10 protein-coding genes are annotated in these 13,375 nt (G+C 72.1%); all 10 read right to left on the bottom strand.

The genetic code is table 11. From position 1 onward, the window contains the following. Positions 1-91 precede the first annotated feature (91 nt). On the bottom strand, positions 92-1,261 hold the full coding sequence (gene eboE, locus ACH4DZ_RS20840) for a metabolite traffic protein EboE (RefSeq protein WP_398288674.1): 1,170 nt from the start codon (positions 1,259-1,261) through the stop codon (positions 92-94). Positions 1,262-1,264: 3 nt separating this feature from the next. Then, entirely contained in the window at positions 1,265-2,182 is a 918-nt protein-coding gene (locus ACH4DZ_RS20835) for a TatD family hydrolase (protein WP_398288673.1), read from the bottom strand. Next, the gene (locus tag ACH4DZ_RS20830; RefSeq protein WP_398288672.1) at positions 2,182-2,919 is read right to left on the bottom strand and encodes an EboA domain-containing protein; all 738 of its coding nucleotides are present in this window, start codon (positions 2,917-2,919) and stop codon (positions 2,182-2,184) included. Before ACH4DZ_RS20830 ends, ACH4DZ_RS20835 begins: the two co-directional genes overlap by 1 nt. Continuing rightward, on the bottom strand, positions 2,916-3,929 hold the full coding sequence (locus tag ACH4DZ_RS20825; protein ID WP_398288671.1) for a sugar phosphate isomerase/epimerase family protein: 1,014 nt from the start codon (positions 3,927-3,929) through the stop codon (positions 2,916-2,918). Before ACH4DZ_RS20825 ends, ACH4DZ_RS20830 begins: the two co-directional genes overlap by 4 nt. Then, a complete protein-coding gene (locus tag ACH4DZ_RS20820) occupies positions 3,926-5,041 on the bottom strand; it encodes an SCO3242 family prenyltransferase (protein ID WP_398288670.1) in 1,116 nt (371 codons plus the stop codon). The genes ACH4DZ_RS20825 and ACH4DZ_RS20820 overlap by 4 nt, the downstream gene beginning before the upstream one ends. Before the next feature lie 407 nt (positions 5,042-5,448). Further along, entirely contained in the window at positions 5,449-6,720 is a 1,272-nt protein-coding gene (locus tag ACH4DZ_RS20815) for an inositol-3-phosphate synthase (protein WP_398288669.1), read from the bottom strand. A gap of 123 nt (positions 6,721-6,843) precedes the next feature. Then, positions 6,844-8,256, bottom strand: a complete 1,413-nt coding sequence (locus tag ACH4DZ_RS20810) for a ThuA domain-containing protein (RefSeq protein ID WP_398288667.1) — start codon at positions 8,254-8,256, stop codon at positions 6,844-6,846. Between the two features lie 36 nt (positions 8,257-8,292). Further along, the gene (locus tag ACH4DZ_RS20805) at positions 8,293-10,746 is read right to left on the bottom strand and encodes a PQQ-dependent sugar dehydrogenase (protein ID WP_398288762.1); all 2,454 of its coding nucleotides are present in this window, start codon (positions 10,744-10,746) and stop codon (positions 8,293-8,295) included. A gap of 225 nt (positions 10,747-10,971) precedes the next feature. Next, positions 10,972-11,976 carry a sugar phosphate isomerase/epimerase family protein gene (locus ACH4DZ_RS20800; protein WP_398288666.1) on the bottom strand — a complete coding sequence of 335 codons (1,005 nt, stop codon included), beginning with the start codon at positions 11,974-11,976 and terminating at the stop codon, positions 10,972-10,974. A 14-nt stretch (positions 11,977-11,990) separates the two neighbouring features. Beyond that, the gene (locus ACH4DZ_RS20795; RefSeq protein ID WP_398288665.1) at positions 11,991-13,223 is read right to left on the bottom strand and encodes a Gfo/Idh/MocA family protein; all 1,233 of its coding nucleotides are present in this window, start codon (positions 13,221-13,223) and stop codon (positions 11,991-11,993) included. Positions 13,224-13,375 lie beyond the last annotated feature (152 nt).

Here is a 13,375-nt window from a genome sequence, read left to right as displayed (position 1 = left end):
GTCGCGGTCGAGGTCCTGATCTCGGTCTTGGGCTCGGGCTCGGGCTCGGGCTCGGGCTCGGTCACGGGCTCGGCTGGGGTCTCGGGGATGCTCACGGCAGCTCCTTCAGGCCGAGGTCCGTCAACAGGTCGCGGGCGAGAGTGAGTTCGGCGGCGATGCCGTCGGCGAGCTGGGCTCGGCCGCGGGGGCGCAGTTCCGGCGGGAGTGCCTGCCAGGTGTAGGTCTCGACCTCAAGGTGGCGGGTGAGTGGCTGCGGGCCGCCCACCAACCGGGTCAGGGTCTCCTTCAGTACAGGCAGCGTGGAGGTGAGGGGTGCGGCAGGAGCCGCGTGCAACGGCACATGGAAGTGGGCGCGCCACGGGGAGGCGTCGGGCAGCGCGTCCTGGTTGATGGCCTCACCGAGGTCGTCGGTGCCGCGGAGCCCGGCGGCGGTGAGGGTGCGGGTCTGGTGCAGGAAGCGGGGTTCGTCGAAGGCGGCGAGTGCCTCGCGGACTTCGGGGAGGTGGGGGTGTTCGGCGTGCAGGGCGGCCGACAGCTGGGTCTTGACGACGGGGACGCCGGCGGCGGCCAGCCGGTCCAGGGCGGTGTGCGGATCTTCGAAGGCGGTGGCGAGGTGGCAGGTGTCGACGCAGATGCCGATGCGGTCGTGGCCGATGGCGGCGAGCGGGGCGATGGCGTCGGCCGTGGTCTCGACGGTGCAGCCGGGTTCCGGTTCCAGGCCGATGCGGATGGAGCGTCCGGTCAGCTCCTCCAGCGCGTCGAGGCGTTCGGCGAGTGTGCGCAGGGCCGTGTGGGCCAGGGCGGCGCGCTCGTCGTCGTACACGGTGCGCCAGGCGAGCGGCAGCGTGGAGATGGTGCCCTCGGTGACGTCGTCGGGGAGGAGTCCGGCGAGCAGGCGGGCGAGGGCCGTCGTGTGGTCGAGGCGTTCGGGGTCGGCCCAGTCCGGCTTGTAGACCCGGTACTTGACCTCCTCGGCCCCGAATCCCTCATAGGGGAAGCCGTTGAGGGTGACGACTTCGAGGCCTCGGCCGTCGAGTTCCGTGCGCAGGCCGCGCAGGGCGGACGGGTCGGTGACGAGGGCGCGGGCGGCGTCCTTGGCGAGCCACAGACCGATGCCGAGCCGGTCGCGGCCGAGCCGCTTGCGCACGGGTTCGCAGTGGTCGCGGAGCTGGGCGCGGACCCCGGCGAGGGTTTCGGCGGGATGGACGTTGGTGCAGTAGGCGAGGTGGACGGTGGAGCCGTCGGGATGGCGGAAGCGCATCGGTCACGCCTCCGTGGTCGGGGACGGGGCCAGGGACGGGGTCTCGGTCTCGGACGCGGTCTCCGGGGAGGTTTTCGGGACTCCTCGGAGGATGGAGTTGCCCTCGTGGGTGGCGTCCATCTCGGCGATGTCGAGGTCGAGGCGCCCGCTGAGTCCGTAGAAGGCGACGGGGTTGCGCCACAGCACCTGGTCGACGTCGTCCTCGGTGAACCCGGCCTTCAGCAGGGCGTCGGCGACCTTGCGGGTCTTCAGCGGATCGCTCTTGCCCCAGTCGGCGGCGGAGTTGACCAGCACCTTCTCCGGTCCGTACTCCTCCAGGACCGCGACCATCCGTTCCTCGTCCATCTTGGTGTCCGGATAGACGGAGAAGCCGAGCCAGCAGCCGCCGTCCTTGGCCTCCTTGACCGTCGCTTCGTTGAGGTGGTCGATCAGGACGTGGTCCGGGGGCAGTGCGGACTCCCGGACCACGTCGAGGGTGCGGCGCAGGCCCGCCAGCTTGTCGCGGTGGGGCGTGTGGACCAGCGCGGGCAGCGCGTACTCGGCGGCGAGCTGGAGCTGTGCGGCCAGCGCGGTGTCCTCGGCGGGAGTCATCGAGTCGTACCCGATCTCGCCGACGGCCACCACGTGGTCCTTGACGAGATACCGGGGCAGTTCGTCGAGGACGGGCACGCAGCGCGGGTCGTTCGCCTCCTTGGGGTTCAGGGCGATGGTGCAGTGGTGGGCGATGCCGTACTGGGCCGCCCGGAAGGGCTCCCAGCCGAGGAGTGCGTCGAAGTAGTCGAAGAAGGAGGCGGGTGAGGTGCGTGGCTGGCCCAGCCAGAAGGCGGGTTCGACGACGGCACGGACGCCGGCGGCGTGCATGGCCTCGTAGTCGTCGGTGGTCCGTGACGTCATGTGGATGTGGGGGTCGAAGATGCGCATCAGGACTCCTTGCCTTCGGTGCCGCGCACGCCGTCGGGGGTGGTCGGGTCCCCCGGCGCGTCGGTTCCGGTGGGGGTGGCCGGGTGCCCGGTGAGGGCCAGGACGCGGTGCAGGTCGTGGGGGACGGGGCGGTCGGCGGCGGTGCGCTCGGCGGCGTAGTCGCCGAGCATGCGGGCGAGTTCGGTGTCTCCGCCGGCCCGGCGGGGAAGGTCGGCCACGGCGTCCACGGGCACGCCGGTGAACAGGCACTTCAGGACGGCGTGCCGCCAGTTGTGGACGTCCAGGTGCCGGGCTGCGTACGGGCCGACGGCCGCGGCCACCAGCCGGGTGTCGTTGGTACGCAGGGCGTCCTCGACGACCGGCAGGGCCTCGGGTCCGGCCACGAGGTGGGGCAGGGCTTCCAGGACGGCGCGGCGTTCGTCGGCGGTGCCCTGGCGGTAGACGCGGGCGAGGGTCGGCGCGTCGGCCCGGGCCGCGTGGAGGAGGAGTACACGGGCCGCCTCCGCGTACTCGGGTCCGCACCGGCGGCCCGCCTCGGCGATCCGCAGCTCCCACACGGAGATGGGGCCGTGGGTGCCCAGGTGGGCGGCGGCCTCGTCGAGGGCCTGGTCGAGCCAGGCCCGGGCGGCGCCGCCGAGGAGGGAGTTCAGGCGGGCGTGCAGGGTGGTGAGGGCGGGCGGGGTCTCCACCGGCAGGGTGATGCGGGCGGCGCCCGGGACGTCGTGAAGGTCGTTCACGGGGTTCTCCCTTCAAAGGCACCTTCGAAGGCGGCCTCGGCTGCGCCTTCGAAGGCGGTGGGTCCCTCACCGGGGGCGGGGGCAATCGGCCGGGGGACGCCCCGGGAGACGGAGAAGGAGGCCGCATGCTGGAGGAATGGGAGGGATTGCTGGGCGAGTTGAGGGCCGGCGTGGGAGTGGCGGGGCAGTTCGACGGAGACCAGGCCCCGGTAGCCCACGGCGGCGAGGGCTTCGAGTACGGGCGGGAAGTCGATCTCGCCGTCGCCGAAAGGGAGGTGTTCGTGGACGCCGCGGCGCATGTCCTCGATCTGGACGTGCTTCAGCCAGGGTGCGGCGGCGCGTACGCAGTCGGCGGGTGACCGCGGTTCGAGGCACTGGCAGTGGCCGATGTCGAGGGTGAGTCCGAGGGCGTCCGGGCTGCCGAGTGTGGTGCGCAGACGGTGGAAGTCGTCGAGTGTGGCGAGGAGGTGACCGGGCTCGGGTTCGACGGCGAGGGGGATTCCGGCGGCCGTGGCGGCGTCGAGGACGGGGGTGAGTGCTTCGGCGAGACGCTTCCAGGCGGTGTCCCCGGCGACCGCGCCGGACTCCTCCTTCGGGGGGATGCCGCTGAAGCAGTGCACCGCGTGGGCGCCCAGGTCGCCCGCGATCCGCACCGCACGGATGAGGAGGTCGACACGCCGGGCTCGTTGGTCGGGGTCCGGGTCGAGGAGGGACGGCCCGTGCTTGCGTCTCGGGTCGAGTACGTAGCGGGCGCCGGTCTCCAGGGTGACGCCCAGGCCGAGTTCGTCCAGTCTGCGGGCGAGCCCTCGCGTGCGGGCGGCGAGGTCGGGAGCGAAGGGGTCGAGGTGCATGTGGTCGAGGGTCAGTCCCACGCCGTCGTAGCCGAGATCGGCGAGGAGGGAGAGGGCGTCGTCCAGGCGCAGGTCGGTCAGACCGTTGGTGCCGTAGGAGAAGCGGAGGGGGTGGGGGGCCTGCCGGGCGGCGGGGTGGGGGCTCGGCTGAGAGTTCATGTCACGCTCACCTTTCGGCTGAACCTGCGGGCGGCCGGGGCGAGGGCTGCCGTCAGCAGGGCCGTGACGGGGGCTCCGGAGCGGGCGGCGAGGGCCGCCTGGAGCGGGATCATGGCGCGGATTCCGCCGCCGACGGCTCTCTGCGTCAGTGGGGGTGACGGGTTGAGGGCGGCGTGGAGGAGGGGGCGGGCGGAGGTCAGCGCGTAGAGGGTGGTGAGTGCCCCGCTCAGGGACGCGATGTTCAGGGTGATTCCCCTGGGCCGGGGAGGGGAGTGACTGAAGTGGAGAGCGGTCGGCGCGTGTTCCGGTGGCCGAACGCTCGCACGGGTGGCGCTGGTCCGGTCGTCACGTATCTGGTCACCGCGTACCTGATCGCCGCCCGTCCGGTCACCGCGTACCTGGTTGCCGCTCGTCCGGTCACCGCGTACCTGGTTGCCGCTCGTTCGGTCACCGCGTGTCCGGTTGCCGCTCGTCCGGTCGTCGCGTGTCAGGGACCAGGTCAGGGCTGTGGTGGTGGCCAGGGCGGTCAGCGGGGCCCACGGGGAGCCGCCCCGGGTCTCGTGGCGGGAGACCGTGGTGACGGCCAGGGTGTGGGTGGCCAGGGTCAGGGCGGACGGCACCGCCTTGCGGGTGTCGCCGCCCGAGGCCACCCCGCCGAGGAGGAGGTCCAGGCCCCGGGCCGCGGCCATCGCCAAGGGACCGGCGGGGGTGCGTTTGAGGACCAGGTCGTACGACCAGACCGTGGCCGCCAGGGCGCCGGCGACCGCGAGGGGTCGGCGGCCCGCGCGGGACGCGAGGGCCAGACCCGCCAGGGTCAGGCCGCCGGCTGCCGCGAGGGCGGCGGCCGGCTTCACACGGCCGGAGGGCAGGGGGCGGTGCGGGCGGTCGACGGCGTCCTCGGCTCGGTCGGCCCAGTCGTTGAGGGCCATACCGGCCTCGTACAGGCAGAGGGAGGAACCGATGGCCAGCAGGGTTCGGGGGTTCGGGCGGACACCGGCCGCCGCGGCGCCCGCGAGCGCGTCGCCGGGGACCGTGAACAGGGCGGGCAGGCGCAGGAGTTCCACCCAGGCGCGCAGTCCCGCGCCCGCCGCGGGTGACCTCGGCCGCTGCACCGGTGCCGGTGGTTGCCCCGGTGCCGGTGGCTGCCCCGGATTCGGTGGCTGCCCCGACCTCGCATCCCGCCGATCCGGTTTCAACCCCGACTCCAACCCCGGCTGCGACTCCGGCTTCAACCCCGGCTTCAACCCCGGCTCAGCGATCGGAGTCGGCTCGGCGGCAGGCTGTCGTGGTGCCCCAGCGACGGGGGCGGGCTGCCGTGGCGTCCCGGTAGCGGAGCGGTTCGGTGTCCCCTGCCCGGCAGACCACCCGAGCCGCTCCCGCCACCCGGACACGCCACGGGTCCCGAACGCGCCACGGGTCCCGACAGCGCCACGTGTCCCCAACGCTCCTCGCGTCCCGGGCGCACCGCTCGCCCTGGGCGCCGCGCTCCTCCCGGGGCGTAGCAGCCCACGCAGGCCGCTCATCGACGCTCCCCTGCTGAGCTTTCCGGGCCCGTGCCTTCCGGAGCCGTGCCTTCCGGGGCCGTGCCTGCCGGACCTGTCCCCTCCGGGGCCGTGCCTTCCGGATTGCCGTGTGCCGGCCGGGGCCGTCCGGAGCCCGGCGGCTGCGTGGGTTCGCGCAGGCGTTCGGCGAACCCGATCAGGTGGGCGTACTGCTCGCCGAGGGAAGCAGGCCCGTCACCCACCGGGTCCTTGAAGTAGAAGCCGAGTTCGGCGACCGGGCCCGAGAGGCCGAGTTCGTGGGCGCGGGCGGTCAGGCGGGCCAGGTCCAGGATCAGCGGGGCGGCGAGGGCGGAGTCGCAGCCCTGCCAGGTCGTCTGGAGGACCATCCGGGTGCCGAGGAAGCCGTCGAAGGCGATGTGGTCCCAGGCGGTCTTCCAGTCGCCGAGTGACGGTACGTCGTCTATGTGGGTCTCGCCCTCGGGGACCGTGCCCAGGGTGTCGGCGAGAACGCGTTCCTTGCCCGCGTTCTTCGCTGCGGCGGCGGCCGGGTCGGCGAGGGCCGCGCCGTCACCGCCGCCCAGCAGGTTCGTACCGGACCAGGCGCGGACCGCCAGCGCGCGCTGCGCGAACATCGGGCCGAGGACCGACCGCAGCAGGGTCTGCCCCGTCTTGCCGTCCCGGCCGGCGTGGGGCAGCCCCGATGAGGCCGCCGCCGGGGCGAGACGCGGGTGGTGCAGGCCCGCGGACGGTGTGAAGTTGACGTACGGGCAGCCTGCCCGCAGGGCGGCGGCCGCGTACAGGGAGCTGGCGGGGAGGGCGTCGTCCTCGGGGACGGGTTCCGTGGAGGACACGTTCACCACGACGGTTCTGGCGAGGCCGCACCGGTGGGTGAAGTCGCGGATGTCCCGGGCGAGGGCCTCGATCAGTTCGTCCTCGGTCCGCGTGTCGCCGGGGAGCGGGCCGCCGATCCTGATCTCCCGGTCGGCGGCGGCCAGTTCGGCGGACACGGCCGAGGGGAGGTCGTGGGGCAGGACACCCCCTGCGGCGAGGGACTCGGCCCGTTTGGGGAGTGGGCAGTCGACGACGTCGTGGCCGCCGAAGACGAGCGAGGGCAAGGAGGGCAGGCCCGCCTGGTGGAAGGCGCCGGTCTCGGTCACCATGCCGGTCGGTGGATGGAGCCCGGCCGTGACGGCCGCGCAGCCCGCGACGGCGGTCGTGGCGACGGAGCCCCGCGCTCCGATCAGCCACACTCCTACCCGAGAAGGGGAAACAGACGGTTCGGCGGACATGGGCAGCCTCCCTCTCAAACGCGAACTCAGCGCGAACTCAACGCGGAAAAGCAGGTGCCGGAGGGTGGAGGTGGAGAGATCAAGACGGCGGGCGGGGGTCCGGCGTCCCCCGCCCGCCGCCGCTCAATCGCCCTGTACGGCGGTTCGCACCGGCCGCACCGGCAGTTGCTTGATCCGGATGTCGCGGAAGGACGCCCGGTCCTCGGCACCGTGATTCTGGATGCCGACATGACCGTCCCGCAGGCTCCGCGCCGGATCGGTGTTGGTGTAGTCGTTGATCTGCACGCCGTTGAGCCGGACGCGGAGTCGTTCGCCCTCCACGCGGATCTCGTACGTGTTCCACTCCCCCGGCGGGTTCAGCGCACGGTCGCGCTTCTCGATGTCGGCGGACTGGAAGCTGTACACGGCCCCGGTGGTGCGGTCGGGGGCGTCGGTCGCGTCGATCTGGACCTCGTACCCGTTGTCGACGGCCGACCACGGGTCGTCGGAGGCCGGGAAGCCCACGAACACACCGGAGTTGTCGTCACCGGAGGCGCTCGCCATCCGCCAGTCGAGTTTCAGCGAGTACGAGGTGAACTCCGAGGCGCCGTACCAGAGCATGCCCAGGCCGCCGGACGACGTGAGTGTCCCGTCGTCCGAGAGCGAGAACGAACCCGGTCCCGCCTGCTTCCAGTCCGCCAGTGACTGGGCACTCCCGTCGAAGAGCGGCGTGTAGCCCTTCTCCGGACGGCAGTCGGCCTGTGTGTCACCGACGGCCCAGCGGATGCCGCCCAGCAGATGTTGCCGGAAGGCGGGATCGGCGTACGACTCCTTGGTGTGGCCGCTGCCCGTGTAGAAGGAACGGCCGCCCCGGTACTCCTGGCACCAGGCGATCGGATGGTCGCCGCTCATCGTGCCGCCGGTGTACGACGACTCGTCGAGCGAGGCCAGCACATGGGCCCGGTCGCGCGGGTTGGAGCGGTAGTTGTACCACTCGTCCGTGCGGTTCCAGGACTCCCCGAGGTGCGAGGTGGCCGGGTGGGCCCGGTCCTCGACCTCGACGCGGGCGGGCTGGATCGCCGGGTGCGACTGGAAGTAGGCGCCGGCCAGGCCGCCGTAGAACTCCCAGTCGTACTCGGTGTCGGCGGCGGCGTGGATGCCCACGTAACCGCCGCCCCGCCCGATGTACCGCTCGAACGCCTTCTGCTGGCCGTTCGTGAGGACGTCCCCGGTCGTGGAGAGGAACACGACGGCGTCGTACCGGGCGAGGTTTCGCGCGGAGAAGGCGCGCGAGTCCTCGGTGGCGTCCACCGCGAAGCCGTGTTCGGCCCCGAGGGCCTTCACCGCGGCGATCCCCTCCGGGATGGAGTCGTGCCGGAACCCGGCGGTCTCGGAGAACACCAGGACGCGGTCGCCGGCCGAGTCCCCCTTCGCTCCGTCCGGGCCATTCGGGCCGTTCGGCTCGTTCGGCCCGTTCGACGCCGCCGGTCCCGACACACAGCCGATGAGCAGGGCGGCGCCGACAAAGGCGGTCACGGTACGGCCGGTTGCTCGCATGAAAGACCTCCCTCAGCAGATCAGCGGATCGGCGGGTCAGCGGGTGGTGAAGGTGAAGTCGTCCACGTCGTACAGGGCTCCGGTGCCGCGTCCCTTGGCGACGAGGTAGAGCGTGGTTGTGCCGCGCGGTGCCTTGGACAGGGAGGCGGTGACGTCCTGGAAGGTCTCCCAGCCGCCGGTCACCGGAACGGTCGCGCTGCCCAGGAGGCGTCCGGTGGGCGAGCCCGCGCGGACTTCGAGCTTGCCGCCCGCGCCGGCGGAGGAGACGCGTGCCGTGAGCTTCGTGGCGTTGCTCAGGACGTACGGCTCGAAGGAGATCCAGTCCTTGTTGTTGATGTCACCGACGGTCTTCGCGCCGTGCGCGCCGGCCCGCTCCGTGATGGTCACGCCCTCGGACTTGCCGAAGTGCTCGGCCTGGCGGTGCTTGGGCTGGACGACGGACTGGTCGTGCGTGGTGAGCGCCTGCTGGCCGCCGCCTCCGCCGTCGGTGTACTCCGCGTCGAAGACACCGAAGATGTTGGCGTCCTCGTCGTGGCCGCCGTCGGCGCTGGTCTGGATGGTGCCGGAGCAGCCGTTGGCCGAGGTCACCGGGTGGCCGTGGCTGTCGTGGCCGAGGACGAAGGTGACCTTCACCTTGGCGCAGTCGATGGTGCCGTCCTCCGGGTCGGTCACCCTCACCTTGAAGGGCACGGCCTCACCGAAGGCGAACAGCTGGCCGTCCTCGGGGAGTTGGAGGGTCACCTCGGGGGCGGTGTTGCCGACGACGATCTGCACGCTGGAGCTGCCGGTGCGGCCGTCGGGGTCCTTCGCCGTCAGGGTCGCGGTGTAGGTGCCGTTCGCCTTGTACTTGTGCGTCGGGTCGGCCGACGTCGACGAGCCGCCGTCACCGAAGTCCCAGCTGTACGTGAGGGTGTCGCCGTCGGCGTCAGTGGAGCCGGCCGAGGAGAACTTGACCTTCAGCGGCGCCTGTCCGGACTGCTTGTCGGCCGCGGCCTGGGCGACGGGCGAGTGGCCGTCGGTGGCGTTCTCGATGCGGTACAGGGCGGAGTTCTCGTCGCCGCCGAACCAGGAAACGCCGTAGTCGAGGACGTACAGTGCGCCGTCCGGGCCGAAGGCCATGTCCATGACCTGGGTACCGGTCCACGGCACGTCGTTGATGGACTGCACGGTGCCGTCGCCGTCGGACGAGATCCGCTTGATCCAGCGGCGGCCGAACTCACCGGCGAAGAAGTCCCCGTCGTACGCCTCGGGGAACTTGACCGGCGAGTCGAGGGAGGCGTCGAAGTGGTAGACCGGGCCGCCCATCGGGGACTCGGAGCCGGTGCCGAACTCGGGCACGGAGTCGCCGTCGTAGGGGATCCAGGCGGCCTGGGCCGGGGGCAGGTCGGTGAGGCCGGTGTTGTTCGGCGAGGTGTTCTTGGGTGCGGCGCAGTCGAAGGCGGCGCCCGAGGTCTTCGTGGCGAAGTCGTAGTCGACGTAGGCGTCGTTGTCGCCGGTGCAGTACGGCCAGCCGAAGTTGCCGGGCTCGGTCACACGGGCGAACTCGACCTGTCCGGCGGGGCCACGCGCGGGGTCGGCGGCACCGGCGTCCGGGCCGTAGTCACCGACGTAGAGGATGCCGGTCTTCTTGTCGACACTGAAGCGGAACGGATTGCGGAAGCCCATCGCGTAGATCTCGGGGCGCGTCTTGTCCGTGCCGGGCGCGAAGAGGTTGCCGTCGGGGATCCCGTACGAGCCGTCGGCGTTCACCTTGACGCGCAGGATCTTGCCGCGCAGGTCGTTGGTGTTGCCGGAGGTGCGCTGGGCGTCGAAGACGGGGTTGCGGCCGGCGCGCTCGTCGATGGGCGCGTAGCCGTCCGACTGGAACGGGTTGGAGTCGTCGCCGGTCGACAGGTACAGGTTGCCGTCCGCGTCGAAGTCGATGTCGCCGCCGACGTGGCAGCAGATGCCGCGCGTCGCGGGGACGTCGAGGACCTTCTTCTCGCTGGCGTTGTCGAGGGTGCCGTCCGCGTTCAGGACGAAGCGAGAGAGGCGGTTGACGCCGTCGAAGGGCGCGAAGTCGGCCGCGGTGCCCGTCTCGGGGGCGTCGCCCGCCGGGGTGTCGAGCGGCGGGGCGTAGTACAGGTAGATGAAGCGGTTGTCGGCGAAGCCGGGGTCGATGCCGACGCCCTGCAGGCCTTCCTCGTCGTGCGAGTAGACGTCGAGCTTGCCGGCCAGGCGGGTGTTGCCCGCGCTGTCGGTGATCCGCAGCTCGCCGTCGCGCGAGGTGTGCAGCACCGAGCGGTCCGGGAGGACGGCCAGCGACATGGGCTCGCCGGTCTCCGCTTCGCCCTTGGCGAGGGTGACCTGCTGGAAGTCCTCAGCGTCGGACACGGCCGGTGCGGCGCCCGGGTCCGCGGTGGCCGCGCCCGCCGGGGGCGCGGCGAGGGTGAGTGAGGCACCGGCGAGGAGTGCGCCGGTGAGCAGGGCCAGCGCCTTGCGGAACCGTATCTTCGGGCGACCTCTGCGGCTGCCGGAACTGTGACTGCCGGCTCCGTGGCTGTCGGTTCGGTGGCTGTCGGCTCTGTGGCTGTCGGCTCTGTGGCTGTCGCTTCTGTTGGTGCTGGTGGGGTCGTTCGCGTGCACGGGTGCCTCCAGAATGGGGCTGGTGGTACATGCGGGTGCGATACGCCGGGGTGCGCCGTCACCCCGGAGAGAACTCCTTGAGGGGGGTGGCTAGTCGTTGCCGCCGAAGGCCGCGTCGAAGGACGCGGTGGGCGGTTCGAAGTCGAAGGCCTTCAGACGGGTGAGTGCCTCGGGTGCGCCCTGGAGGCGGTCCATGCCCGCGTCCTCCCACTCGACCGAGATCGGTCCGGTGTAGTCGATGGAGCGCAGCATCCTGAAGACGTCCTCCCAGGGCACGTCGCCGTGGCCCGCGGACACGAAGTCCCAGCCGCGGCGGGGATCGCCCCACGGGAGGTGCGAGCCGAGGCGGCCGTTGCGGCCGTCGAGGCGCTTGCGCGCCTCCTTGCAGTCGACGTGGTAGATCCGGTCGCGGAAGTCGTAGAGGAAGCCGACCGGGTCGAGGTCCTGCCAGACGAAGTGCGACGGGTCGAAGTTCAGCCCGAAGGCCGGCCGGTGGTCGACCGCCTTGAGCGCCGCCTGGGTCGTCCAGTAGTCGTACGCGATCTCGCTGGGGTGGACCTCGTGGGCGAACCGCACGCCCTCGTTGTCGAAGACGTCGAGGATGGGGTTCCAGCGGTCGGCGAAGTCCTCGTAGCCGCGCTCGATCATCGACTCGGGGGCCGGCGGGAACATCGCGACCAGGTGCCAGATCGCGGAGCCGGTGAAACCGATGACGGTGTCGACGCCGAAGGCCGCCGCGGCCCGCGCGGTGTCGGCGATCTCGGCCGCCGCCCGCTGCCGTACGCCTTCCGCCTCGCCGTCGCCCCAGATGCGGCCGGGGAGGATCGCCTGGTGGCGTTCGTCGATGATGGCGTCACAGACGGCCTGGCCGACCAGGTGGTTGGAGATGGCCCAGCACTTGAGGCCGTACTTGTCGAGGAGTTCCCGCCGGGAGTCCAGGTAGCCGGGGTCCGCGAGGGCCTTGTCGACCTCGAAGTGGTCGCCCCAGCAGGCGAGTTCGAGTCCGTCGTAACCGAAGTCGCGGGCGAGGCGGCAGACCTCTTCGAGCGGCAGGTCGGCCCACTGGCCGGTGAAGAGCGTGAAGGTGCGCGGCATGGGACTGGCCCTCCTCAGCTGGCTATGGGGGTGAAGACGGAGTTCTTCTCGGCGCTCTCCTCGACCGCCGCGAGCACGCGCTGCACCTGCAGCCCCTCGGCGAAGGACGGCAGCGGCTGCCCGCCGTCCGCGATCGCGTGGACCAGGTCGCGGGCCTGGTGCACGAAGGTGTGCTCGTAGCCCAGGCCGTGGCCCGGCGGCCACCAGGCCTCCAGGTACGGGTGGTCGGGTTCGGTGACGAGGATGCGGCGGAAGCCCGCGTGCGTGGCCGGCTCCGTGGCGTCGTGGTAAGAGAGTTCGTTGAGGCGCTCCAGGTCGAAGGCCAACGAGCCGTTCTCGCCGTTGAGTTCGATGCGCAGGGAGTTCTTGCGGCCGGTCGCGAACCGGGTGGCCTCGAAGGACGCGAGGGCTCCGGAGGCGAACCGTCCGGTGAACAGGGCGGCGTCGTCGACGGTGACGGGTCCGAGTTCGCCGCCGCCGGCCGCCGAGAGCCCGCTGGACGCTCCGGAGAGCAGCGGCCGCTCCCGTACGAACGTCTCGGTGATCGCGGACACCCCGGTCACCGGTTCGCCCGCCAGGTACTGCGCGAGGTCGACGATGTGGGCGCCCAGGTCGCCGAGCGCGCCCGAGCCCGCCGACTCCCTGCGCAGCCGCCAGGTCAGTGGGAACTCCCGGTCCACCAGCCAGTCCTGCAGGTACGTCACCCGTACGTGCCGCAGTGCGCCGATGCGGCCCTCGGCGACCATCTTCCTGGCCAGGGCCGTGGCGGGCACCCGGCGGTAGTTGAAGCCGACCATCGCCACCTGGCCGCGTGCCGCGGCTGCCTCGGCCGCCGCGGTCATCGCCTCGGCCTCCTCGACCGTGTTGGCGAGGGGCTTCTCGCACAGCACGTGCTTGCCCGCGGCGAGCGCGGCGATGGCGATCTCGGCGTGGCTGTCGCCCGGGGTGCAGATGTCGACGAGGTCGACGTCGTCGCGGGCGATCAGGGCCCGCCAGTCGGTCTCGGCGGACGCCCAGCCCAGCCGGTCGGCCGCCGTTCGCACGGCTCCTGCGTCACGGCCGCAGACGGCTGCGAGGACGGGTCGGAGCGGGAGGTCGAAGACGCGTTCCGCGGTGCGCCAGCCCTGGGAATGAGCGGCGCCCATGAACGCGTATCCGACCATGCCGACGCCCAGCTGGGGTCTGCCGGCCTGTGCCCCGGCTTGCGCCCCGGCCTGTTCCTCGTCAGGCTGCTGCGGCTGTCCCATCGGGAGGTCCTCCTCTTCGTCATGGCGCGGTGGGGGTGTACGGAGCGCTCCGCGGGTTACGGCGGGTGGGGACCTGCGGGTTCGTCGTGGCTGGTCGCGCAGTTCCCCGCGCCCCTCAAGGGCGCCCCTGGCGGGCGCCCTCGACGAGGCCA

It is taken from the genome of Streptomyces sp. NPDC017991 (assembly GCF_044328075.1).
Lineage (GTDB): Bacteria > Actinomycetota > Actinomycetes > Streptomycetales > Streptomycetaceae > Streptomyces.
Note: the sequence above shows the minus strand (reverse complement) of the source record. Positions and strands in the feature narration are given on the sequence as shown.

Bases quoted from the DNA above. Each gene is read 5' to 3' on its own strand.
- eboE (WP_398288674.1), bottom strand. From the start codon at position 1,261: ATGCGCTTCCGCCATCCCGACGGCTCCACCGTCCACCTCGCCTACTGC.
- ACH4DZ_RS20835 (WP_398288673.1), bottom strand. From the start codon at position 2,182: ATGCGCATCTTCGACCCCCACATCCACATGACGTCACGGACCACCGAC.
- ACH4DZ_RS20825 (WP_398288671.1), bottom strand. From the start codon at position 3,929: ATGAACTCTCAGCCGAGCCCCCACCCCGCCGCCCGGCAGGCCCCCCAC.
- ACH4DZ_RS20815 (WP_398288669.1), bottom strand. From the start codon at position 6,720: ATGTCCGCCGAACCGTCTGTTTCCCCTTCTCGGGTAGGAGTGTGGCTG.
- ACH4DZ_RS20810 (WP_398288667.1), bottom strand. From the start codon at position 8,256: ATGCGAGCAACCGGCCGTACCGTGACCGCCTTTGTCGGCGCCGCCCTG.
- ACH4DZ_RS20800 (WP_398288666.1), bottom strand. From the start codon at position 11,976: ATGCCGCGCACCTTCACGCTCTTCACCGGCCAGTGGGCCGACCTGCCG.
- ACH4DZ_RS20795 (WP_398288665.1), bottom strand. From the start codon at position 13,223: ATGGGACAGCCGCAGCAGCCTGACGAGGAACAGGCCGGGGCGCAAGCC.